We start from the raw sequence: 23,394 nt of genomic DNA on the forward strand, positions 1-23,394 counted from the left end.
CCGCTACTGTCGTGGACGTGGAAAAGGTAGAGGAGTACGGAATGGGCACCGCGGCAGCGGAGCGCCGGAGGTGGATCGCGCTGACGATCGTGATGGTCGCCTCCTTCATGGACCTGGTGGACGTGACCATCGTCAACATCGCCATCCCGAGCATCCAGCAGGACATCGGCGCCTCGTTCAGCGCCGTCCAGTGGGTCACCGGGGGCTACGCGCTGGCCTTCGCGATCGGGCTGATCACCGGCGGCCGGCTGGGTGACATCCACGGCCGCAAGCGGGTGTTCCTGATCGGGATCGGCGGCTTCACGCTGGCCTCGGCGCTGTGCGGGCTGGCCTCCAGCCCCGAGATGCTGATCGCGACCCGGGTGCTCCAGGGCGGCACGGCCGCGCTGATGGTGCCGCAGGTGCTGTCGATCATCCACGCGACCTTCCCGGCGGAGGAGCGCGGCAAGGTGTTCGGCCTGTTCGGCGCGGTGGTCGGGCTGGGCGCGGTCTCCGGTCCGATGATCGGTGCGCTGCTCACCGAGTGGGACCTGTTCGGCCTGGCCTGGCGGCCGATCTTCCTGATCAACCTGCCGGTCGGCATCGCCGGACTGCTGCTGGGCCGCCGCTTCATCGACGAGTCCAAGGCCGACCAGGCGCTGAAGCTGGACCTGGTGGGCGTGGCGCTGGCCAGCCTCGGCCTGCTGATGCTGATCTACCCGCTGACGCACGGCCGGGAGGCCGGCTGGCCGCTGTGGGGCTACCTGTCGATGGCCGGGAGCCTGCCGGTGTTCGCGCTGTTCGTGGCGTACGAGAAGGTCAAGACGCGGCGGGACGGCTCTCCCCTGGTGGAGCTGGCGCTGTTCCGGGTGAAGTCCTTCGCGGCCGGGATCTGCGTGCAGCTGGCCTTCGGCGTGGCACTCGGCATCTACTTCCTGGTCTGGACCCTCTACATGCAGATCGGGCTGGGCTGGAGCCCGCTCAAGGCCGGCGCGACCGGCATCCCGTTCTCGATCGCGGTCTCCACGGCGGCCGGACTGTCGGTGCAGAAGCTGGTGCCGCGGTTCGGGCGGAAGGTGCTGCAGACCGGCGCGCTGGTGATGGCGGCGGGCGTGCTCGTCTACATCTGGGAGGCGGACCGGTACGGGACGACGATCACCGCCTGGCAGATGGCGCTGCCGCTGGTGGTGATGGGCCTCGGGATGGGGCTGATCGTCGCGCCGATCACCGACGCGGTGCTGGCGGAGGTGCCGCGTGAGCACGCCGGGTCGGCGTCCGGGCTGATCAACACCGTGCAGCAGGTGGGCAACGCGCTCGGGCTCGGCCTGGTGTCGGTGGCCTTCTTCGGGGCGATGGACGACGTGGTCGCGCCGGAGGCGGTCGGGACGGCGTTCGGCGGGGCCTTCGTGCACGCGATGTGGTGGGTCGCCGGGGTGCTGCTCGCGGTCTTCCTGCTGATGTTCGCGCTGCCGCGGCGGCGCAAGGCGCTCGGGGCGGTGGCCGGTTCCGGGGGCGCGGCCGGTTCCGGGGGCGCGGGTGGCTCCGCGGACGGTTCCACCGCGGAGCAGCAGGCGCCCGTCGTGGCCTGACGGAGCGCTCCCGTTCACGGGCCCCGGTCGCGCGGCGCGGCCGGGGCCCGCGTCGCGCTCTGGGCGGGGCCGGCCCCGGTACGGCCGGCCGGGTGGGTCAGCCGGTGCTCAGCGCACCCCGGTCGGGGTGGGGGCGGCGGACGCGCGGGTGGTGGTGCGCGGTTTGGCGGCGGCCTTGGCCTCCTTCGCGGCGCGCTTCACCTCCTGCTTGAACTCCCGCACCAGGGTGAGCGATTCGGGGCCGGTGATGTCGGCCACCGAGCGGTGTGCGCCCTCCTCGCCGTACACCCCGGCCGCCTCGCGCCAGCCCTCCGGCCGTACCCCGTACTGCTTGCCGAGCAGGGCCAGGAAGATCTGCGACTTCTGCTTGCCGAAGCCGGGCAGGGCGTTGAGCCGGCTGAGCAGCTCCTTGCCGGTGCGGACGTTCTTCCACAGCGCGGCCGCGTCGCCGTCGTACTGCGCGACGAGGAACTGGCAGAGCTGCTGCACCCGTTTGGCCATCGCGGCCGGGTAGCGGTGGACCGCCGGTTTGGCGGAGAGGAGCGCGACGAACTCCTCCGGGTTGTAGGTGGCGATCTCGTGGGCGTCCAGGTCGTCGTGGCCGAGGCGCTGGGCGATGGTCAGCGGGCCGGTGAACGCCCACTCCATCGGGACCTGCTGGTCCAGCAGCATGCCGACGAGTGCGGCGAGCGCGCTGCGTCCGAGCAGTTCGTCGGCCTCGGGCTGCTGTGCGAGCCGGACGGTGACGTTCATGGGCTTGCCCTCCTCGGAGTTGACGTCGGGTCGGCGCCCAGTCTGGTGGAAGCGGCGTTGGCGTACGCGGTCAACACGCCCGTAGCCGGGGAAGTCTTGTCTGTTCAAGGCCTTGCCAGAGCTGCATTGTTCGTTGGCGGAGCGGTTGCCGGGGGTGCCGGCGGGGGCGCGAGGGATATTTTTTGCCCGCGCCTGTCGCATCCGCCGGGGGTCCCGGAGTGGGGGCGCGTCGAACCGAACAGCCGTCGAATGGAGGGCACTCCAAAGCCCGCCGCCCACACCGTCGTCACCGCTCGGCGTCCGCGCCCACGCTCCCTTCCCTCTTCTCTGTCTGGCGCCCACCTCCCCCCGCCCCCGCCCTCGCCCTCGCGGCCTGAGCCGGAACCGCTGCTCCCGCCCGGGCAGGCCACGACCGGCCCGCCCGGGCGGGAGCGCGTTCATATGTGTTGCTCTGGTGCGTGGACATGTCGCCAACTCGTTTTGTTCGCATGGTCATTCGAGGGGGAAAGAGGAAACGGGAAACCCCGTCGATCGCCGTTTGACCGGCTTGATCGCATGCCAAGATTCCAGGCGGAAGCGAGGGGTGACCGCTTCCGGCCCGTGATGCAGCAGATGCCAGGGCGGTCGGATCCAGACGGGGGTTGGCATGAGCGTGTCCAGATTGTCGTCCGGAGAGTTCGGTCCGGAACTGCGCAGACGTCGGATCGCCGCCGGGCTGACCCTCACCCGGTTGGCCGAACTGCTCAGCTACAGCAAGGGACACCTGAGCAAGATCGAACGTGGGCACAAGCCACCCCCGCCTCAGTTGGCGCGTCGCTGTGACGTTCAGCTCGACGCGGGCGGCGAGCTGGAGCGGCTGCTGGCGGGACGTGGTGGGGCCGAGTCGGCGCCGTCCGGCGGACCGGTGCAGAGCGGCGTCGTCGGTGAAGCGGAAGCAGTGATCGGGGCCGACCAGGAAGGGGTCCGTTGGCCCGGGGCCTTTGGACGGCGGCAGCTGCTTGCCGTCGGGGCCACTTCACTGATCGGTGGCGGGCTGACCGCGACCCTGCCGACGGAGGCCTCGGCGACCGCCGTCGCGGAATCCGGCCCGGTCGAGATCTTCCGGGCCCAGTTCGACCAGATGCGACAACTCGGCCAGTCCGGTGACCCGGGCACGCTGATCCCGCTGCTCACGGTCCAGACCCACACCTTGCGCGAGCTCGCCGCCCGGGCCGACCCGGTGAACCGGGGCCGACTGCTCGTGCTGGCCGCGCGGTACGCGGAGTACACAGGCTGGATGGCGCAGGAGGCGGACGACAACACCTCGGCACTGTGGTGGACCGCCCGGGCGGTCGAACTCGCACAGGCAGGCGGAGACCGCGACCTGGCGTCGTACGCGCTGGTCCGACGCGCCCTGATCACCTTTTACGCAGGTGACGCGACCCAGACCGTACAACTGGTCGAACCGGCGCAGGACGATGCCCTGCCACCACGGATCCGGGGCCTCGCAGCACAGCGGGAGGCTCAGGGGCACGCTCTCGCCGGCGACCACACCGCTTGTCTGCGCAGCCTCGACCGGGCCCGAGAACTGCTGGCCAGGGCCGACACCGAGAACGGCGGTACACCCCTGCTCGGCACCACCCACCTGGCCGACCCGGCGGCCGTGGTCACCGGCTGGTGCCTGTACGACCTCGGCCGCCCGCGCCAGGCCGCCGAAGTGTTGGACCACGAGTACCCGAGGATCCCGGCGCACGCCGTCCGCAGCCGCGCCCGGTACGGCATCCGGCGCGCCCTCGCCCACGCGGCCACGGGGGAACCGCAACGCGCCTGCGAACTCGCCGCGGAGCTCCTGCCCTTGATCCCGGCCTTGCGGTCGGCCACCATCCGGTCCGACGTCCGCAGGCTCGCCCACGAGCTGCACCGGTTCCGGGCCGGCCGACCCGTGCAGGCCCTCCAGCCCCTGCTCGCGCAGGCGCTGCACCCGTAGACCGCCTGAACTCCCGGCCCGTCCCCGGCCGCCACACCGTTCCTCATCCCTCACTCACCTGGAGAGGTGATTTCGTCATGCCCGAGATCTTCGTCAACTACCGCACCAGCGACGAGGGCACGGCCGCCACGGTCATCGAGCGCGAGCTCTCCCAGCGGTTCGGAACCGATCGGGTGTTCCGCGCCAGCAAGTCCATCAAGATCGGCCGACCCTTCCCCCAGGAACTGCTGACCGCCGTCCGCCGTAGCAGCGTGCTCATCGCGGTCATCGGTCCGCGCTGGACCGATGCCCGTACGGCGGACGGTCGACGCGCGCTGGACGACCCGGAGGACTGGACCCGGCGGGAGATCGTCGAGGCCTTCGAGAACGAAGCCCTGGTCGTTCCGGTCCTCGTCGGCCGCCTGACACGGCTCGACCGACGGACCCTCCCGCCCGAGATCGCCGAGCTGGCCGACTGCCAGTACCGCCGGTACGACGATCGCGACGCCGAGCACTGCCTCCTGCGCCTCGGTGACGACCTTGCCGAAGCGGTCCCCCGGCTCGCGGAGGCGGAGCGGCAGATCGCCAAGTCGAAGGGGGCGACGGAGACCCGCAACGAGGTCGGCCGGGTGAACGGCAGCGTGGTGCAGGCCGGGGACTACCGGCACGACCAGAGCGGAGGGATCGGCAACGTGGGCCGCGACGTGGGGACGTTCATCAACAACGCGAGCGGCCCGGTCCACACCGGCAACGGCTCCCAGCACAACACGATCCGGCACGGCGGTGTGGAGTTCCACGGCGACGGCGGCACCTACCTCGAACGCGGCACCGTCAACCACACCTTCGGCGACCGGGGTGACCGCAGGGGACGGCGCCGGTGAGCGACCACGGGGACGCGACGTGGATCGGCAACGCCCGGGGTCAGACGCACACGGGCAGTGGGAACCAGTACAACTACTTCGTCTCCGACACGGACAGGCTGATCCGCAGCGGAGGGGATCCGCTGCGGATCGCGGCCGAGCGACGCCTTTGGCTTAGTGAGCGCTTCGTGCCACCGGACGGATACGCGGAGGCGCTCCGGAAGTTGGAGGAGCCGGGCACGGCCGTCCTGGTCTCCGGAGCCGAAGGCAGCGGACGCCGTACGGCTGCCGTGGTCTTGTTGCACTGCTCGGGTGAGCCGGGCGATCCGTTCCGCGAGGTCACCTCCGACGATCAGCAGGCGGAACTGGGCGAACTCTCCCACGGTGAACGCGTCCTGATCGACCTCACGGACCTCTCCGACCAGCAGGTCGTCGACGCGCAGGGCCTGATGAAGTCGTACTGGGCCAAGGCCGAGGGCGTTGCCGGCCGACTGGTGGTGGTTCTCTCGCGGGACCACGAGCACCTCCTGCAGCCGGATGTCCGGCAGTTGCTGATACGGCTCGGCCGACCTGCGGGCGGCGAGGTGCTGGCCAGTCACCTGGGGTGGGCCGGAATCGAGGTGTCCGTCCCGGAGCTGCGACAGTCGAGCCTCGGCGAGCTTCTGGACAGCTCTCCCATGCGGGAGTTGGAACGACTCCACGAGCTCGTGGTCGAAGCGAGTTCGGCAGGCGGTGACTTCGCGGAGTGGGCGGACAAAGCCGGTGCGGCCCTCAGTGAGCGCCTCGACGAGGTGGCCCGGCAGATCGCCAAACTCGAGGACGGTCGCCAACGGGCCTTGCTGTTTACGGCGGCCATGCTGGACGGAGCCCCTGCGGTCGCGGTGTTCCGTCTTTCCGACCAGTTGCTGACGAGGGTCGGCCACCCGGAGGACGAACGGCCCCGCCTCGACCGGGCCGACCTGAGACAGCGGGTGCGGGATCTGGGAATGGTGGTGGAGGAAGGCCGGATCGGCTTCACGAAGCTGGCATACGCGGCGGCGGTTCGAGACCATGTCTGGTCCTACTACCCGGATCTGCGGGACGCGTTCGGGGCGTGGGTCGGAGACGCGATCAGGGCGACGACGTGGCTGGACGCACCGGATCGCCGGCGGATGGTCGCCCGCTTCACCGAACAGGCCCTGCAAGCCGGCGATGTGGGTCTGCTGACCGACCTGGTGGCGTCCTGGGCGAAGGAGAACCGGCTCTTGCCGGTAGCGATGCTGGTGCTGGAGGAGGGCGTCACGAGTGGGACCTGCGGTTCGGCGTTCCGGGCGAAGACCTATGAATGGTCGGTTGGCCCGCCGCTGCCGACCAATCTGGTGCGGGGCCTCGCGCGGATCTGCGTCGATGTGATGGCAGTGCGTCATCCCGGCCAGGCCCTCGTCCGCCTGCACCACCTCGCACGGAGGGAAACCGCGGACGGTCCGCGGCATGCCCGGGATGCCTTGCGGGAGTTGGTCGGCCGGGACAGGTACCTGTACTTGGGGCTGCTCTCCCGAGTCCTGGATGGGCTGGAGAGGAGCGAGCCGGTGCTGTCGGACGCCGAGATCTTCTTGGAGCTGGTGGACCCGTTGCCGTTCTGGGTGTCCGACCGGGACGCCGTTCGGGGCTGGCGGGGGATGCTGGCGGTGGCTTCGTTCCGAGAGGCGTGCGAGGCCGGAGTCCGGAACTGGCTCGAGGCCGCGCGAAGGGCGCGGGACGGCGGTGAGCGGCTGCTGGGCATCCTCGTCCGGGCCGCCGACGGCCGAGTCCCGGTACTCAGCCGCTACTACCTGCTGGCCCATGAGTGGGCGGCCGGACCCGAAGATCACCCGGGGCCGGTGAGCCGGGCGGAAGTCGCGACGCGCTTCTGCCGAAAGATCGACCACGTCCAAGGGATCGAACCACTTGTCGGGGCGACCGGGGGGAGAGGGCTGTGAAGGGTACGGGGAAGGCGCCGCTGGTCGGGCTGGCGCTGGCGGCGGGCTCGGTGACCGTGGTACTCGGGTTGTTGGCCAGGTGGCCGGTCTGGCTGTGGGCGGTGCCGGCCACGATGGCCCTCCTGTTGGCCGTCCTGCAGGCATCGGCCAGGGCTCCGAAGCCGGCGGAGCCGCCGTGGGAGAAGACCAGGGTGGCCGGAGTGGCACTGCCGAGCCTGGTGCCGGACTACGACTTCCACTTCTCGGCAACGGTGTGGTGGCGTCCGATCCCGAACCTCACCGGGCTGGTGCACGCGGACCCGGCGGGCCTGGCGGTCGAAACGGTGCTGGAGCGGGCCCGTGAGGTGACGGCGTGCGAGATCCCGGGGCGGCTGGACCTGGTGCAGCACCGGTTGAACGGTGTTCTCGGAACGCAGAGCCAGGACCGGTCGGGCCTGGTGGAAGCCATGGGTGGGCGGGTCGAGCTCCGGCTCTCCGAGGACGACCGTCACCGGCTCGGGAAGCTGTCGGAGGTGCGGAAGACCGAGGAGGTCTGGGAGCACGAACGCCGCCACGAGCAGAGCAAGCGGGCCTATCTCGGCGACGACGTCCTGAAGTCACCGGGCAGTGCGATGGTGTGGTGGCTAGCCCGTCACGACGAGCAGATCAGGGAGGCGGTCGACCTGATCGGCCCGCTCGCACAACTCTCGGCCGCTGCCAACGACCAGGCCGTGAGCGAGCTGTACACGCACCTGCTGCCGGGAGCCGGGCTTTCTCCGGACGACTCAGAGGACGATGACGAGGACGGGCCCGCAGGACCGGCCGGGCCGTACGGTCCGGCCGGGGGGCCCTCCGTGATCGGGCCGTTGAGGCAGTTGCTGGACGACGTCGAGCTGGACGAGGACTCCGCCGAACGGAAGGTCTACACGCACCGTGTGGCGGACTTCACCGCTGCGGCCGGCCGACCGGAGTTCGCACGGCTGATCCGGGCGAAGCTATTGGGGGAGGACGACGTCGTGCCCGGTCAGCCGGGACCGACGGACGAGTGACGACTGAAAGATCGAACGTAGTATCGGATTCCGGGGCGTGGGGGGTTGGGGAGGGCGCTCGGCCGGGTGGGTGGTTCTGGACGGGGGGAACGAGTCATTTCATATGACTGTTTCTGTTGTGACGGTGCGGCGAGCTGACGGCGGGTCATTCTTGGTCCAATTCGACACGTCCAGAAAGGCCCGCCCGCCGTGACCCAGCCGTTCGAACTGCCGTCCTTCTACGTGCCGCACCCGGCACGCCTCAACCCGCATCTGGACGAGGCACGGGCCCACTCCACCGGCTGGGCCCGGGAGATGGGGATGCTGGAGGGGTCGGGGATCTGGGATCAGGCCGACCTGGAGGCCCACGACTACGGACTGCTCTGCGCGTACACCCACCCCGACGCCTCCGCCGAGGCGCTGGCCCTGGTCACCGACTGGTACGTGTGGGTCTTCTTCTTCGACGACCACTTCCTCGACATGTACAAGCGCACCAACGACCGCGGGGCGGGCAAGGCCCACCTCGACCGGCTGCCGCTGTTCATGCCGGCCGACCCGGCCGCCGAGCTGCCGGAACCGGAGAACCCGGTCGAGGCGGGCCTGGCCGACCTGTGGCGGCGCACCGTGCCGGTGATGGGCGAGGACTGGCGAATCCGGTTCGCCGCGAGCACCCGGAACCTGCTCAACGAGTCGCTGTGGGAGCTCGCCAACATCAACGAGGGCCGGGTGGCCAACCCGGTCGAGTACATCGAGATGCGCCGCAAGGTCGGCGGCGCGCCCTGGTCCGCGCAGCTGGTCGAGTACGCGGCCGGCGCCGAGGTGCCGAAGGAGGTGTCGGGTTCGCGGGCGCTGCGGGTGCTGATGGACGCCTTCTCCGACGGGGTGCACCTGCGCAACGACATCTTCTCGTACCAGCGGGAGGTGGAGGACGAGGGCGAGCTGAGCAACGGCATCCTGGTGCTGGAGCGGTTCCTGGAGTGCTCCACCCAGGAGGCCGCCGAGGCGGTCAACGACCTGCTCACCTCGCGGCTGCAGCAGTTCGAGAACACCGTGTTCACCGAACTGCCGGTGCTGTTCGCGGAGACCGGGCTGGACCCGGCGGGCCGTGCCCGGGTGATGGCGTACGTCAAGGGCCTCCAGGACTGGCAGTCCGGCGGGCACGAGTGGCACCTGCGCTCCAGCCGGTACATGAACGGCGGTGGGGCGGCGGCGAGTTCGTCCGGTTCGGCGGCCTCGGGCGGCGAGGTGGCGCCCGGTTCGGGCGGTGGGCTGCCGGGGCTGCCGGGAGGGCCCGGGGGCGGCAACTGGTGGGACCAGTACGCGATCGGCGGCATCGGGACCTCGGCGCTGGACATCCTGCGCAGCACGGCCGCCGGGGCTTCGGCAGCGGCGGAGGCGGCCGCGGCGGAGGCGAGCCCGGCGCGGGCGGCCGAGGGTGCGGCGGGCCCGGCAGTGCGGCGGGCGCGGTCGCACGGCCACGTGCCGCACCAGGCCGTCGGGCCGTCCCTGCTGCCCGAGTTCGAGCTGCCGTACGAGCTCCGGCTGAGCCCGCACCTGGACGGCGCCCGGGAGCGCGTGATCGAGTGGGCCGGGCGGATGGGGCTGCTGGCGGCGGAGCCGGGCGTCCCCGCGTCCGGCATCTGGGACGCCGAGTCGATGCGCGACTACGACCTCCCGCTCTGCGCGGCCGGCCTCCACCCGGACGCCACCGCCGACCAACTCGACATCGCCTCCGCCTGGTTGGCCTGGGGCACCTGGGCCGACGACTACTACCCCCGGGCCTTCGGACGCACCCGCGACCTGGGCGGCGCCAAGGCCGCCAACGCGCGGCTGTCCCTGTTCATGCCGGTGGACGGCACTCCCGCGCCGGAGCCCGTCAACGCGCTGGAGCGCGGCCTCGCCGACATCTGGGAGCGCACCGCCGGCCCGATGACCGTCGAGGCCAGGGGCCGGTTCCGGGTGGCCGTCGAGGTGATGCTGGACAGCTGGATCTGGGAGCTGGCCAACCAGATCCAGAACCGGATCCCGGACCCGGTGGACTACCTGGAGATGCGCCGCTCCACCTTCGGCTCCGAGCTCACCACGAGCCTCTCCCGCCTCGGCCACGGGCAGACCGTGCCGCAGGAGGTGTACGACCACGGCTCGATGCGCGCGCTGGAGAACTCCGCGATGGACTACGCGTGCATGATGAACGACCTCTTCTCGTACCAGAAGGAGGTCGAGTACGAGGGCGAGCTGCACAACGCCGTCCTGGTGGTGCAGAACTTCTTCGGCTGCGACTACGCGTCCGGGGTCCGGATCGTCGACGACCTGATGCACTCGCGGCTGGGCCAGTTCCAGCACGTCGCGCAGAAGGAACTCCCGGTCATGTACGAGGACTTCGGGCTGGAGCAGGCGGCCAGGGAGCTGCTCGACGGGTACGTGGGGGAGCTGGAGAACTGGCTCGCGGGCATCCTCAACTGGCACGGGGGCTGCCTCCGGTACGGCACGGCCGACCTGGAGCGGCACTTCGGCGCCGAGCGGGACCTGGTGGAGGCCTCGCAGGCCCGTCGGGCGGCCACGGCGGCGGCCGCCGAGGCTCCGGCGGCGAGCACCGCCTCGGTGGTCCCGAGCGTGCCGGTGCCCTCGGCACCCCCGGTGCCGCTCGGGCCGACCGGCCTGGGCACGGCCTCGCTGCGCCTGTTGGCGGGCGGCTGACCTCGGAGGTCCGCACCCGCGCGGGTTCCAGCCCGCGCGGGTGCGGCGCGTCGTGGCTAGGCTGACGAACCGGGGGCCGGCGTACGCCCTCCCGGCGCGCGCGCTTCGCCACACACGAGGGCAGAGAGATGGCTGCGCTACCTGAGGGCACACCCTGTTGGGCCGACGCGATGTTCACCGACCTGGAGGGCGCCAAGGCCTTCTACGGCGACGTGCTGGGCTGGACCTTCGGCGAGAGCTCGTCGGAGTTCGGCAACTACACCCAGGCGTACTCGGACGGCAAGGCGGTCGCCGCGGTCGTGCCGCCGATGCCCGGCGCGGAGGCCCAGTCCGCCTGGTGCCTGTACCTGGCCTCACCGGACGCCGGCGCCACCGCGGCGCGGATCCGCGCCAACGGCGGCGAGGTGGTCATGGGGCCGATGCAGGTCGGCGACTTCGGCACGCTGGTGATCGCCAGGGACCCGGGCGGCGTGGTGTTCGGCGTCTGGCAGGCCGGGCGGCACGAGGGCTTCGAGAAGCAGGGCGAGCCCGGCGCGTACAGCTGGGCCGAGGTGGTGACCCGCGAGCCCGCGAAGGCGGACGCCTTCTTCCCGGCGGTCTTCCCGTACGGCGTGCAGAAGATGGCGGGCGGGGACTTCGACTACCGGATGTTCCAGGTCGGCGGCCGGCCGGTGCTGGGCCGGATGGGAGCGGAGGGCGACTTCCTGCCGCCCGAGGCCCCCTCGTACATCAGCGTCTACTTCGCGGTGGACGACACCGACGCCGCGATCGGGCGGCTGACGGCGCGCGGCGGCACGGTGTACTTCGGGCCGATGGACAGCCCGTTCGGCCGGTTCGCGGCGGTCGGCGACCCGCAGGGCGCGGCCTTCGGGTTGATCGACCTCGACCGGCGGGTAGGGGAGCAGCCGGAGACGGAGGACGTCTGATGCGTCCGACGGGACGACGAGCGACAGGGGTGGCCGATGGGTGAGCGCGAGGAACTCGTCGAGACGCTGGACAAGCACCGCGGACTGCTGCGGCACACCGTACGGGACCTCACCGACGCGCAGGCGGCCGAGCGCACCACCGTCAGCGAGCTGAGCCTCGGCGGCCTGATCAAGCACGTGGCGGGGGTCGAGGCGCGCTGGGCGCGGTTCATCACCGGCGGTGCGGAGGCGATGCGGAACGGGGACGCGGGCGCCGCCGACCCGGACGCCTGGGCGGCCCAGTTCCGGATGGTGGAGGGCGACACCCTGGCCGGGCTGCTCGCCGAGTACGAGCGGACGGCGCGCGGAACGGACGAGCTGGTCCGGAGCCTGCCCGACCTCGACGCCGCCCACGACCTGCCGCCCGCGCCCTGGTTCCCGCCGGGCACGGCCTGGTCGGCCCGGCGGGTGCTGCTGCACCTGATCGCCGAGACCGCGCAGCACGCCGGGCACGCGGACATCATCCGGGAGGCGCTGGACGGGGCGAAGTCGATGGGCTGAGCCGGAGCGGCGCCGTTGAGCGGGGGCGGCGCCGGGGCGGCCGTCAGGGCAGCTCCACGCCGAGGAGTTCGCGCAGCGCCCGGCCGCCGTCCGGGGTGACCCGGAGGGCCCGGCCGGAGCCGATCCGCTCCACCCAGGCGCGGTCCAGGGCGGCCCGGCAGAGGGCCGCGCCCAGCGCCCCGCCCAGGTGGCCGCGGCGCTCCGTCCAGTCCAGGCAGCTGCGCACCACCGGGCGTCCGCCGCGGCGGCCCGCGCCCGGCGGCAGCTCGATCGCCTGCGCGGCCAGCCAGTCCCGGCCGCGCCCGGTGAGGGCCAGCCCGTCCTCCTCGGTGACCAGGCCGCGTGCGAACAGCGCGTCCGACACGGCCACGCCGAGGCGTCCGGCCAGGTGGTCGTAGCAGGTGCGGGCGCGGGCCTCGGCGCTCAGCCGGGTGGCCTCGGTCAGGTTGCGGGGCGCGGTCGCGGGGCCGGGACCGGACTCCGCGAAGACGGTGAGGTCCTCGATCAGCGTGGCCACCGCGGGCGAGGCCAGCCGGACGTACCGGTGCCGACCCTGCCGCTCCTCGGCCAGCAGCCCGCCCGCGATCAGCCGGGACAGGTGCTCGCTGGCCGTGGACGGCGCGACGCGCGCGTGCCGGGCCAGCTCACCGGCCGTCCAGGCGCGGCCGTCGAGCAGGGCGGAGCAGATGGCGGCCCGGGTGGGGTCGGCGAGCAGGGCGGCGAGGGCGGCGAGCGTCATGCCTCCATGGTCGGGGCACGGCGGTGCGTGGATGCCCTGGTGCGGGGGACGGGGCGGTCGCGGCGGCGGGGCCGCGTGGGGGAGCGGAGCCGGGGACATGCCTCCAGGGTCGCCCCGGCACGGTTCGGCCGGGGCCGAAACGACCCGGGGCCACGATGACGGCATGAGCGAAACCACGGTGGTCCCCGGGGCGGCGACCACGACCTTCTCCCGCTACGACGATGTGACGGCGGCCCTGGCCGATCCCGCGCTGGTGCCGCTGCCCGCGGCGGCCCCCGCGCCTGGTGCGCCGGGCGGCGCCCCCGGCACGGTGGCCTGGCTGCGGTCCGCCGTCGCCCGGTTCAGCTCCGGGGAACCGCACGCCCGGCGCCGGGCGCTGGTGCTGGCCGACCTGGAGCGGCTGGACCCGGACCGGCTGCGGGTGGCCGCGGCCGGCGGCTTCGAGTCCGACGTCCGGCTGCGGGTCGTCCGGGTGCTCGCGGCGGAGCTCGGCCTGGCCGACCCGGAGGCCGTGGCGCGGGACGTCGCGACGGTGTCCCGGGCGTACTTCACCGACGCGCCGGCCTGTTCGGCGCTGGACGGCCCGGTGGCGGACCCGGCCGTGGACCCGGCGGTGGACGGCGCGTCGGCCGACCCGGTGGCCGATGCGGCGGTGGCCCGGCTGCTGCCCGCGATGGGGGACCGGGACGAGGAGACCGCCGCGAACCGGATCGGCCTGCTGGTCCAGGCCTGCGACGCCACCGCCGCGCTGGTCGAGGGCGCCCGCCGGCACGAGGACGGGTTGGCCGGCGTGCTGCGCACGGACCCGCCGGTCCGGACGATGCGGCGGATCGCCGTCCGGGCGACCGAGGTCGGCGGGGTCGCGGTGCCGGTCGGGACGCGGGTCCTGCTCGACATCGCCGCCGCCCAGGCCGGGGCGCCGGCCGGGGTCGCGCTCACCTTCGGCGCCCCGCCCCGGAGTTGCCCGGGCCGCTCGCAGGCCCTGGTGATCGCCGAGGGCATCCTGTACGGCGCCTCCGACCCGGCGGACACCGGGACGCCGCCGTCGACCCCGGACCTCGACAAGGCCGAACTGGCCGCCCTGGTACCGGAGATGGTCACGTACGTGCTCGCCCTGGCGGTCGGCTGGACGGCCTGGGACGGCCGTCCGATCGTCAACACCGACGGCCGAACCTACGCACCGCACAAGGCCGTTCGCCGCATCACCGACCATCTCGTCGACCACCTCGCCGAGGTGGAGGCCCGGCTGGTCGGCGAACCGACCGAGCCCGACCGCTGGCACGCCTCCAACGCCACCACCCCGGCCGACCTGGCCCCGTTCACCACCGCCGACCTGGACGAGGCCCGCAGCCGGCTGACCCGGCTGGCCGGGATCTGGTCCCGGCGGGTCGCCGCGCTGCCGGACGAACGGCTGGACGACTCCCCGGGGACGGGCTGGAGCTTCCGGCAGATCGTCTGCCACGTCTCCGAGGCCGGGTACTACTACGCGGACTCGGTCGGGAGCCTGGCGGGTGCGAGGGGCGGCGCCGCGGATCCGGCGTGGGTGACCGACAGCCCGACGTGGGTGATCGACAGTCCGGCGGACCCGACCGGACACCGTGCGAACGAGCCGATGGAGACGACCCGATGACCCCCTTCGCCGCCCTGCACCACCGCCCCGGGCGCCCGCTGCTGCTCCCCAACGCCTGGGACCACGCCTCGGCCGTCGCCCTCGCCGCCCAGGGCCACCCCGCGATCGGCACCACCAGCCTGGGTGTGGCGGCCGTCGCCGGCCTCCCCGACGGCGCCGCCGCCACCCGCGCGGAGACCGTACGGCTGGCGCGCCGGCTCGGGCGCGACGGCTTCCTGCTCAGCGTCGACGCGGAGTCCGGGTTCAGCGACGACCCGGACGAAGTCGCCGAGCTGGCCGTGGAGTTGGCCGAGGCCGGCGCGGTCGGCATCAACCTGGAGGACGGCCGGGCGGACGGCACGCTGGCCCCGTCCGCCCGCCACGCCGCGAAGATCGCCGCGGTGAAGGCGGCCGCCCCGGAGCTGTTCGTCAACGCCCGTACCGACACCTACTGGTGCGGGCAGGACGCCCCCGAGGCGGAGACGCTCCGCCGCCTGGACGCCTACCAACAGGCGGGCGCGGACGGCGTGTTCGTCCCCGGGCTGACCGGTCCGGCGGCGATCGGCCGGCTGGTCGGCGCGCTCGCCGTCCCGCTCAACATCCTCTGGACGCCGACCGGCCCGGGCCTCGCCGAGCTGGCCGCGCTCGGGGTGGCCCGGGTCAGCCTCGGGTCGCTGCTGTACCGCGCGGCACTGGCGGCGGCGGTGGCCACGGCGGCGGCCGTCGCGGCGGGGGAGCCGGTCGGTCCGGTGCCGGGGTACGCGGAGGTGCAGGCGCTCAGCGGGAGCTGAGCCGCGCGGTCGGGGCGGCGCTGTACCGCGCGGTCGTGGCGGCGCTGTACCGCGCGGTCGTGGCGGCGCTGGGCCGCGTGGTCGGGGCGGCGCTGTACCGCGCGGTCGGGCGGGAGGCGGCACGTCGGGCGGGGGCGGCCCCCGGAGGGCTCAGTGCTGTCCGCGGGCCGTCCTGGCCGCTTCGATCCCGTCCAGGATGACGTTGACGCCCCGGGCGAAGGTGCTGTCCCGGCCTCCGGCGACCTCGTCCGGAACCGAGGTGGTGTACAGCCGGTGCAGCCGCGGGAAGTCCTTGGTGGCCTCCGTGACGACGGGCAGCAGCCGGTTCATCCACTCCTGCTCGTCCTGGCCGCTGCGGGCCAGCGCGGCCAGCCAGGCGGCCTCCACGCAGGCGGTCCCGATGGTGTAGCCCATGACCGCGTTCATCGCGTCGTTCGCCTCGACGATCTCGAAGCCGGCCGCCTCCAGGACGTCCAACAGGGCTTCGGAGAGCCGCATCCAGTTGGGGCCGAGGTAGATCATCCCGACGTCTCCGATCACCCCGACCATCCACGGGTGGCGGATGATGGCCGTGCGCATGCTCTCGGCGCACTCCGCGATCTTCGCGCGCCAGACCTTCGGCTCCTCGGAGCCCTCGGCCGAGGGGTGCGGGAGGGTGCCGAAGACCTGGTCGACGACCAGGGCGAGCAGCTCGTCCTTGTTGGCGACGTGGGTGTAGAGCGAGGTGGCGCCGGCGTTCAGCCGGGCGGCGAGCTTGCGCATGCTCAGCGCCTCGATGCCGCCGGAGTCCAGCAGCGCGAAGGCCTCGGCGACGATCTGCTCGCGGCTGAGGGCGGGCTGTTCCCGCCGTCGCTCGGGGCGGTTCCACGGCATGGGGATGCCCGGGGTCGCGCCGTCCTCTGTCCTGGCCGCCATCGGGCCCTCCTCACCAATCGTCCGGATCCGGTCCGGTTCGGCGCCGCTCGCCACGGGTTGATGCGAACAGTGTACGGGGAGACGAACAGCGTGCGGAGATCGAACGGTGTGCGGCGTTGCGAACAGTGTGCGGTGTCCGTACAGTGTTCGGAGCGGCGCACACCGTTCCCCTGGGGACGGAGGACGGTGTGCCCGCGACGACTTCCGCGCGGCTCCGGCGTCACAGCCCGGCCCGCGCGCCCGTTCCGACGCTCGACGCCCGAGCTCGGAGTCCGACGCTCGAAGCCCGAAGTTCGAAGGGGGAAACGCCGTGGAACGTCATCCGCAGCGCTGGCTCATCCTGGTCGTGCTCTGTCTCAGCAGCCTGGTGCTGGTGATCGACAACATGGTGCTCACGGTGTCCATCCCGCCGATCGCGGAGGACCTCAAGGCCGGGGCGCAGGACATCCAGTGGATCATCGACTCGTACATCCTGGTCTTCGCCGGCCTGCTGCTCACCTCCGGCAGCCTCTCCGACCGCTTCGGACGGCGGAAGGTGATGATCGTCGGGCTGGCGCTGTTCGGCGCCGCCTCACTGGTCGCGGCGTACGCCGGCAGCCCCGGTGAGCTGATAGCCGGGCGCGTCCTGATGGGCGTCGGCGGCGCGCTGGTCATGCCGAGCACGCTCTCCATCCTGATCACCGTCTTCGACGACGAGGAGCGCCCGAAGGCGATCGCCGCGTGGACCGCGGTGGCCATGGTCGGCCTGGTCGGCGGTCCGGTGCTGGGCGGCGCGCTGATCGCGCACTTCTGGTGGGGCGCGGTCTTCCTGCTCAACGTGCCGATCGCGGCCGTCGCCATCGTCGCCGCGGTGCTGCTGATGCCGGAGTCCAAGGGACCGTGGCGCCGCCCCGACCTGCTCGGCATGGTGCTGTCGATGGTCGGCATGACGGCGTTGGTGTGGTCGATCATCGTGCTGCCCCAGGACGGCTTCACCAGCGTGAGCACCCTCGGCGCACTCGCCCTCGCGGTGGCCTCGCTGGTCGGCTTCGCCGTCCGGCAGGTCCGCACCGACTCGCCGATGGTCCCGATCAAGCTGTTCCGCAACCGGGTCTTCACCGGCGCCAGCTTCTCGCTCATCCTGCTGACCTTCGCCACCGGCGGGCTGATGCTGGTCCTCACCCAGTACCTCCAGTTCGTGCTGGAGTTCTCGCCCACCGACACCGGCCTCGCCTTCATCCCGCTGGCCATCGCCTCGCTGGTGTTCAACGCGCTGGGCGCGGTGCTCGGCAAGAAGGTCCCGGCGCGGGTGTTCACCTCGATCGGCATGCTGATCATCGCGGGCGGCTTCGGACTGCTCGCCACCCTCTCGGTCGGCGACGGCTTCACCAAGGTCTCCCTGGCCATGCTGGTGCTCGGCATCGGCTCCGGCCTCGCCATGCCGGCCGCCTCCAACGCGCTGATGAGCGCCATCCCCAGTGAGCACGCCGGCGTCGGCTCCGCGCTCAACGACACCATCCAGCAGTCCGGTGCGGCGCTCGGCGTGGCCATCCTCGGCACCGTGCTCTCCAGCACCTACACCGGCGCGATGCCCGCGGCCGCCCCCGCCGCCGCCCGCCACGACATCACCGGCGCGCTCGCGGTGGCAGGCCCCACCGGGGACGGCGGCCTGGTCGCGGCCGCCCGGGAGGCGTTCAACACCGCCACCTCCACCACCTTCACGGCTGGCGGCATCGCGGTCGTCGCGGCGGCGGCGCTCACCCTGGTGCTGATGCGCGACGGCCAGAAGACCGCTGGCGCGGGGGCCGAGCCCCCGGCGGTGCCGGAGGCCGAGCCGGTCGCCTGACCGGCCCCTCTCCCCGGGCAGATCGCCCCGGCCGCCTCGTGCGGCCGGGGCCGTCGGCGTCCGCCCGCCGTCCTGCCGCCCTCCTGCCGCCCTCCTGCCGCTGCCCTCCTGCCGCTGTCCTGCTGCCGTCCGCCCGCCGGGTCCCTGCGGGGCGCGTAGCCTCGGATCATGGAACCGTCCGCCTCGTACCAGGAACGCGCGTGCCGGCTGCCCGGCGCGGTCCTGTGGACGAAGCCGGCCCTCGGGCGTACGGGCGGGTATGCGAGTGCCGGGCTCGTCCTGCCCGACGGCTGCATGGACCTGCTGTGGACGGAGGGCCGGCTGCTGGTCGCCGGACCGGACACCCGCGCCTTCCACCCCGGCCCCGGACTGCGCGGCCCGTGGGCGGGCGTACGCTTCCGCCCCGGCACCGCCCCCGCCCTGCTCGGCGTCCCCGCACACGAACTGCGGGACCGCCGCGTCGAGTTGGCCGACCTGCGGCCAGCCGCCGAGGTCCGGCGGCTGACCGGACACATCGACGCGGCCCCCGACCCGGCCGCCGCCCTGGAGGCCCTGGCCCTGCGACTGGCCGCCGACGCCCAGCCCGAGGACCCCCTGATCCGCGCCGTGGCCGCCTCGCTCGCCGCCGGCCGCTCCGTCGCCGCGACGGCCGAGACGGTCGGCCTCGGCGCCCGCCAACTGCACCGCCGCTCCCTGGCCGCCTTCGGCTACGGGCCCAAGACCCTCGCCCGGATCCTGCGCCTCCAGCGCGCCCTGGCCCTCGCCCGCTCCGGCGTCCCGCAGGCCGAGACAGCGGCCCGGACCGGCTACGCGGACCAGGCCCACCTGGCCCGCGACGTACGGGAGTTGGCGGGCCTGCCGCTGACCGCGCTGCTCTCCTCCTAGGGCCTGTCCTCGAGCGGTGCGAGCAGGTCCACCCCGTTGCCGTCCGGATCGTGCACCACGGCGTACCGCTGCCCCCAGAAGGCGTCCCACGGCTCCAACTCCCCGTGGTACCCGGCGCCGGTCAACTCCCCGTACAGCGCGTCCACCTGCGCGGGACTCGCGCAGCGGAACGCCAGCGCGGACCGGCCACCGCCGCTCGGCGGCCGCCAGGCGGGATGGAACGACCGGATGGTGGCCTCGGAATCGAGCACCAGAAGCGGCCCGCCCGGCACCTCGCCCTCGACGTGCGGCTCCCCCTCCGCCCCCTCGGGAAACCCCACCCCCAGCCGCCGGTAGAAGCCGACCGAGGCGGCCACATCCGCAACGGCCAGCCCGACGAACGCGAACTGCGGTACACCTGTGCTGTTCATGCCCCCACGCTAGGCACCCCCGCCCCACCCGGTCTTGAACGAATCGGACACCGGCCGGCCGGGGGCCCGGCTACGAGGGCATCACCCCGTGGATGCGGGAGAGGGTGAAGACCCGTTCGGCGTCGCGCAGGTGGCACCAGGCGTGGAGGTAGGGCGCGTCGAGTTCGAGGCGGCTCAGGGTGCGGACGGTCGTGTTGCCCGAGGTGGCGGTGTACTCGACGGTGATCGGCTGCTTCTCGTCGACGGCGTGGGCCAGTTGGCGGACGTCGGTGAAGGACAGGTTGCGCGCGTACCCGGCGATGATCTCCTCGGTGTCGCTGGCGTAGGGGCGGCCGTCGTCGGGGTCGGGCTCCGGAGCCTCCTGCGGGGCCACCAGTAGCCGGGCGGCGACGGCTGCCAGGTCGGTGGCGGTCCGGGCGCCCGCGACGTGGACGGCCTTCCGCCGCGTGCCGGCGGGTCGGCGCGGGGTCGGGAGCGGGTTCGTTGCCCGGTGTCGCCGGGTCCGCTCGATGCGGACGGATCCGTCCTGCTCCTCGGCGACGGGGGCGTAGCCCGCCGACCGCAGGGCCGCGAGCGTCTCGTCCGGCGGGGTCCGGCTGATCAGCACCGTCGGAGCCAACTGCCGCAGGCCGAGCGGGGCGAGCCTGCGGTGGGCGGCCAGTTCGGCGAGGAGGGCGGGTTCCGCGCCGTGGATTACGCAGGCCGCGGAGACGACGCGCACCCGGCCGTGGCCGCGCGCGGTGTCGCGGATCAGGTACGCGAGCGGTTGTGGCAGCGGTTCCGTGGTGGTGGTGGTGGTGGTGGTGGTGGTGGCGGCGGCGGCGGTGGCGACGGCGACGGCGGCGAGGTCGGCCGTCAGCGTGTCGGCGGTGTGGCCGGCGTCGAGGGCGCGGCGGACGCTGTCCGGGCTGAACCGCCATACCGACGCCGTACCGGTGGCCTCCCGGTCGGCGACGGAGTCCAGCAGCGTGACGAGGGGCGTCGAGGGCGTGCCGGCGACCACGGCCGTGAGATCGCTGCCGAAGCGGGCGGACCCGGTGGAGGCGGGCAGCAGCCGTCGACAGGCGGCGGCCACCGCGTCCGGGCCGTCGGCGTCCAGGGCCGCCCCGAGCGGGGACAGGGCGCCGAGGGCGAGGACGCCGAGCAGCTCCGATTCGCCGACCAGGGTGGCGAACGGGCTGGCGTCCTGGGCGAGTTGGTCGACGAGCGGACGCTGCCACGCGATCAGCGCCCCCAGGTCCGTCGGGTCGGTCGCCCCCTCACCCGCCGGGAGCCGCGCCGCGGAGGCGAGCAGTCCGTGCCGGGCCTGGACGCAGCCCCCGCGGGGCGGGGCTCCGGCGAGGGCGGGCAGTGCCTTCCCCTCCTCGTCGCGGCTCCCGCCGGGGGTCAGCGGCAGTGTCCACCAGGCGCGGAGGAGCACGGCGAGCCGGTCGGCGGGTTCCCCCTCCGCCCAGCCGTCGTAGGCCTCGGTCGCCGCGACCCGGTCGCCGTCCCGGGCCAGCAGCCCGGCCGCGGCGGCCGACTCCAGCGCGATGCGCACCACGGTGTCGTCGCACTTCGCGGCCTTGCCGAGCCGGGACAGCTCGCGGGCTCCGACCCCGCCGGACTTCAGCCGGGCCGGGGGAGCGGCGGCGCACGCCGCGAGGACGGAGGAGGCGTGGGCGGCGAACGCCATCGCCGCGGCGGCGGCCTCCCGGTCGACCGCCGATCCGGTGACGGGCCGCGTCCGGACCGCGGGCGGGACGGGCGTGAACGGGGCGTGCCAGCCGGTGCCGCGCAGCGCGAGGGCCACCTCCGAGGGCATCCGGGCGGGCCCGTACCAGCGCCCGTCCCGGATCAGCAACCCCCGTTCCAGCGCCCACCGTTCGCCCGGCCCGGGATCCGGCCGCGGGAGGCCGTACAGGATGCGGGCCGACCGCTCCGGCGCCTGCCGCGCACGTTGCTCCAGGAGTTTCCGAGTAGCCGCGGGGGCCTTGGCGACCAGCGCGGTGACCCGGTCCGGATCGCCGTGGTGGTCGATCAGCGCGGCCAGCCGCTTCTGCTTGGTGCCCGTCGACGTGATGCCGACGGCGGCGAGCATGCGGCCCAGATCGGTGGAGGTCGTGTCCGCGAGCAGCCGTGCCAGTGGCGCGTCCAACCCGAGGGGTGCGGCCCACACCTGCCGCAGCGGCGCCGCCACGTGCAGCCGCCCGTCGCCGCCCGGCCACACCAGCGCGCGATCGGCCAACTCCCGCAGTACCGCTTCCAGTTGGTGAGCGCGCTCCCCGTCCGTCGCGTCGAGGAGGTTCGCCAGTACGTCCCGGGTGGCAGGCGCCAGCGCGGCGGCGCCCTCCGCCACCTGGAGCTCGGGCAGCGTGAGTCGGGGGATCGCCAGCGCGACCGAGGCCGGGCGCTGGAGCCGGTCCGCCAGTTCGCCGACCGATCGCGGCTCCGGCTCCACCGCGGCGTCCGGGCGCGAGGCCAGGACCCGTACGACCTGTGCCGCGTCGGCGCCGCGCAGCCACGCGACCAGGGTCGATCCACTTGTCTTGCCGATGGGGAACACCTCACCACAGAGGACGGACGCCGTCCCAGGTCGGAACCGGCCGGGGCTCAAGCATGGCAAACACGGTGTGCCGGCGGGCGGTTCGGGCCGCACGGCGAAGCGACCGGCGGGCGGTTCGGGAGACAGCGAGGGCCCGGGCCGCGGTCGGTGGTCGCGGTCCGGGCCCTCGGGGGCGGGAGCGTACGGGAGTGGCACTCGCGGCAGGGCGGTCAGTGCAGGACGTTCAGGGAGTTGGTGGCGTCGTCGACGAAGTACACGGCGTCGCGGTCGAGGTCGACCGCGAGCCCGAACAGGGCGCCGGCGCCGGGCGGGGTGCCGCTGTCGTCGAGCGTGCGGACGGCGACCTGGTCGCCGGCGGGGGTGGTCTCGACCAGGTTGCCGTCGCCGGAGTTCACCGTGAGGACGTCGCCGCCGGGGGCGACGGCCAGGCCGAGCGGCCCGTTGAGGTTTCCGCCGGTGCTGACGGTGGTGCCGGTGCCGGCGTCGGAGGCGCGGTGGACGGCGTCGGGGATCGCGGCGATCCGGTTGGCGAGGGTGTCCGCCACGTAGAGCGTGTCGTCGTGGCCCAGACCGACGCCGGTCGGGCCGATCACCAGGGCGGCCGGGTCGGTGCGCTGGCCGAAGCCCGAACCGATCCGGGTGGTCGCGATCCGCTGCGGCGGTGCGCCGCCCGGCCGGCACAGGGTGATCCGCAGGACGGTGCCCTGGTCGACCTCGGCCCCGCCGCCCGCGACCGTGCCGTTCAGCAGGTTGGTCACGAACAGCTCGTCGCGGTCGCCGGAGCTGACGGCCGTCATGTCCCACGGGCCGTTGATGCCGTCGCCCACGATGGTCTCGCGGACCGTTCCGTTGCTGTCCAGCACCAGCAGGCAGCCTGCCTGGACGGTGGCGGAGGTGCCGTCCGTGGTGGGCGTGCTGCCGACCACGACCCAGCCGCCCGGCAGGACGGTCAGCGCCGTCGAGAGCCCGACCCCGCCGGGGCACGGCCCGGGCAGGTGCGCCGGGTCGATCTGGGCGAACGTGCTGACGGCGCCGTCCGGACTCACCTGGACCAGGGTGGTCCCGGTGCCCTGCTGGTTCTGCGCGTTGTTGAAGTTGCTGATCAGGACGTTGCCGCGGTGCAGCCTGCCCGTGCTGTGCCGGATCACGAACGTGCCGTACGGGTTCACGTCCCCGTTCGCGGGCACGGTCGAGGCGACCGGGGACACGGTGTTCAGCGGCCCGAGGAACGGTGCTCGGCCGACGGCGCCCCCCGCCGCCGTGGCGCCGAGCACCACCACGGCGGCGGCGACCACGCCGGCCTGCCCCCAGAACCTCATGCGCGAAGAGTGAAGTCTCATAACGCGAAGTTATGTCGCGGTCGAATCGCCTGGCGCGCGGAGTTCACCCAGCGGGGTCCCGCGGGGGCGCCAGGGGTCCGG

The 23,394-nt window shown here is 73.4% G+C and carries 18 protein-coding genes; 12 read left to right on the top strand and 6 right to left on the bottom strand.

What is annotated here, in order from left to right; translation table 11 throughout:
• Positions 1–41 precede the first annotated feature (41 nt).
• Positions 42–1,568: an MFS transporter gene (locus ACFVXH_RS11315; protein WP_387822381.1), complete on the top strand. Its 1,527-nt coding sequence runs from the start codon at positions 42–44 to the stop codon at positions 1,566–1,568.
• Between the two features lie 108 nt (positions 1,569–1,676).
• On the opposite strand, the gene ACFVXH_RS11320 is transcribed toward ACFVXH_RS11315, so the two are convergent.
• A complete protein-coding gene (locus ACFVXH_RS11320) occupies positions 1,677–2,321 on the bottom strand; it encodes an HhH-GPD-type base excision DNA repair protein (protein ID WP_049660490.1) in 645 nt (214 codons plus the stop codon).
• A gap of 646 nt (positions 2,322–2,967) precedes the next feature.
• Here ACFVXH_RS11320 and ACFVXH_RS11325 point away from each other — a divergent pair.
• The 7 genes from ACFVXH_RS11325 to ACFVXH_RS11355 all read left to right on the top strand — a co-directional run bounded on the left by ACFVXH_RS11325 (position 2,968) and on the right by ACFVXH_RS11355 (position 12,254).
• Positions 2,968–4,287: a helix-turn-helix domain-containing protein gene (locus tag ACFVXH_RS11325; protein ID WP_375876732.1), complete on the top strand. Its 1,320-nt coding sequence runs from the start codon at positions 2,968–2,970 to the stop codon at positions 4,285–4,287.
• A gap of 77 nt (positions 4,288–4,364) precedes the next feature.
• A complete protein-coding gene (locus ACFVXH_RS11330; protein WP_387822386.1) occupies positions 4,365–5,147 on the top strand; it encodes a toll/interleukin-1 receptor domain-containing protein in 783 nt (260 codons plus the stop codon).
• Entirely contained in the window at positions 5,144–7,084 is a 1,941-nt protein-coding gene (locus tag ACFVXH_RS11335; protein ID WP_387822389.1) for a hypothetical protein, read from the top strand. Before ACFVXH_RS11330 ends, ACFVXH_RS11335 begins: the two co-directional genes overlap by 4 nt.
• Positions 7,081–8,112 (top strand): hypothetical protein, encoded by a 1,032-nt coding sequence (locus ACFVXH_RS11340; protein ID WP_387822392.1) that lies wholly within the window; start codon positions 7,081–7,083, stop codon positions 8,110–8,112. The genes ACFVXH_RS11335 and ACFVXH_RS11340 overlap by 4 nt, the downstream gene beginning before the upstream one ends.
• A gap of 189 nt (positions 8,113–8,301) precedes the next feature.
• A complete protein-coding gene (locus ACFVXH_RS11345; RefSeq protein WP_387822395.1) occupies positions 8,302–10,788 on the top strand; it encodes a germacradienol/geosmin synthase in 2,487 nt (828 codons plus the stop codon).
• A 128-nt stretch (positions 10,789–10,916) separates the two neighbouring features.
• Positions 10,917–11,714, top strand: coding sequence for a VOC family protein (locus ACFVXH_RS11350; protein WP_117488588.1), 798 nt, complete (start codon positions 10,917–10,919; stop codon positions 11,712–11,714).
• A 36-nt stretch (positions 11,715–11,750) separates the two neighbouring features.
• Positions 11,751–12,254 (top strand): DinB family protein, encoded by a 504-nt coding sequence (locus tag ACFVXH_RS11355; protein ID WP_387822398.1) that lies wholly within the window; start codon positions 11,751–11,753, stop codon positions 12,252–12,254.
• 43 nt (positions 12,255–12,297) lie between these two features.
• On the opposite strand, the gene ACFVXH_RS11360 is transcribed toward ACFVXH_RS11355, so the two are convergent.
• Positions 12,298–12,993 carry a helix-turn-helix transcriptional regulator gene (locus ACFVXH_RS11360; RefSeq protein ID WP_074001816.1) on the bottom strand — a complete coding sequence of 232 codons (696 nt, stop codon included), beginning with the start codon at positions 12,991–12,993 and terminating at the stop codon, positions 12,298–12,300.
• A gap of 163 nt (positions 12,994–13,156) precedes the next feature.
• Between ACFVXH_RS11360 and ACFVXH_RS11365 the strand changes: the two genes are divergently transcribed.
• Positions 13,157–14,623 (top strand): hypothetical protein, encoded by a 1,467-nt coding sequence (locus ACFVXH_RS11365; protein ID WP_387822400.1) that lies wholly within the window; start codon positions 13,157–13,159, stop codon positions 14,621–14,623.
• Positions 14,620–15,393 carry an isocitrate lyase/phosphoenolpyruvate mutase family protein gene (locus tag ACFVXH_RS11370; protein WP_387822403.1) on the top strand — a complete coding sequence of 258 codons (774 nt, stop codon included), beginning with the start codon at positions 14,620–14,622 and terminating at the stop codon, positions 15,391–15,393. Before ACFVXH_RS11365 ends, ACFVXH_RS11370 begins: the two co-directional genes overlap by 4 nt.
• Positions 15,394–15,543: 150 nt before the next feature.
• On the opposite strand, the gene ACFVXH_RS11375 is transcribed toward ACFVXH_RS11370, so the two are convergent.
• Complete coding sequence (locus ACFVXH_RS11375) at positions 15,544–16,308, bottom strand: TetR/AcrR family transcriptional regulator C-terminal domain-containing protein (protein WP_117488580.1); 765 nt, start codon at positions 16,306–16,308, stop codon at positions 15,544–15,546.
• A gap of 310 nt (positions 16,309–16,618) precedes the next feature.
• Between ACFVXH_RS11375 and ACFVXH_RS11380 the strand changes: the two genes are divergently transcribed.
• Both ACFVXH_RS11380 and ACFVXH_RS11385 read left to right on the top strand, forming a co-directional pair.
• Positions 16,619–18,133 carry an MFS transporter gene (locus ACFVXH_RS11380; RefSeq protein ID WP_387822406.1) on the top strand — a complete coding sequence of 505 codons (1,515 nt, stop codon included), beginning with the start codon at positions 16,619–16,621 and terminating at the stop codon, positions 18,131–18,133.
• A 168-nt stretch (positions 18,134–18,301) separates the two neighbouring features.
• Positions 18,302–19,018 carry a helix-turn-helix domain-containing protein gene (locus ACFVXH_RS11385; RefSeq protein ID WP_387822409.1) on the top strand — a complete coding sequence of 239 codons (717 nt, stop codon included), beginning with the start codon at positions 18,302–18,304 and terminating at the stop codon, positions 19,016–19,018.
• On the opposite strand, the gene ACFVXH_RS11390 is transcribed toward ACFVXH_RS11385, so the two are convergent.
• The 3 genes from ACFVXH_RS11390 to ACFVXH_RS11400 form a co-directional block, all read right to left on the bottom strand.
• A complete protein-coding gene (locus ACFVXH_RS11390; protein ID WP_387822412.1) occupies positions 19,015–19,428 on the bottom strand; it encodes a VOC family protein in 414 nt (137 codons plus the stop codon). The two genes, ACFVXH_RS11385 and ACFVXH_RS11390, sit on opposite strands and share 4 nt — an antisense overlap.
• A 70-nt stretch (positions 19,429–19,498) precedes the next feature.
• The gene (locus ACFVXH_RS11395; protein ID WP_387822415.1) at positions 19,499–21,973 is read right to left on the bottom strand and encodes a helicase C-terminal domain-containing protein; all 2,475 of its coding nucleotides are present in this window, start codon (positions 21,971–21,973) and stop codon (positions 19,499–19,501) included.
• A gap of 209 nt (positions 21,974–22,182) precedes the next feature.
• Complete coding sequence (locus ACFVXH_RS11400; RefSeq protein WP_387822418.1) at positions 22,183–23,292, bottom strand: hypothetical protein; 1,110 nt, start codon at positions 23,290–23,292, stop codon at positions 22,183–22,185.
• Positions 23,293–23,394 lie beyond the last annotated feature (102 nt).

Origin of the sequence: Kitasatospora sp. NPDC058184, from assembly GCF_042883725.1 — a bacterium.
GTDB lineage: Bacteria > Actinomycetota > Actinomycetes > Streptomycetales > Streptomycetaceae > Kitasatospora.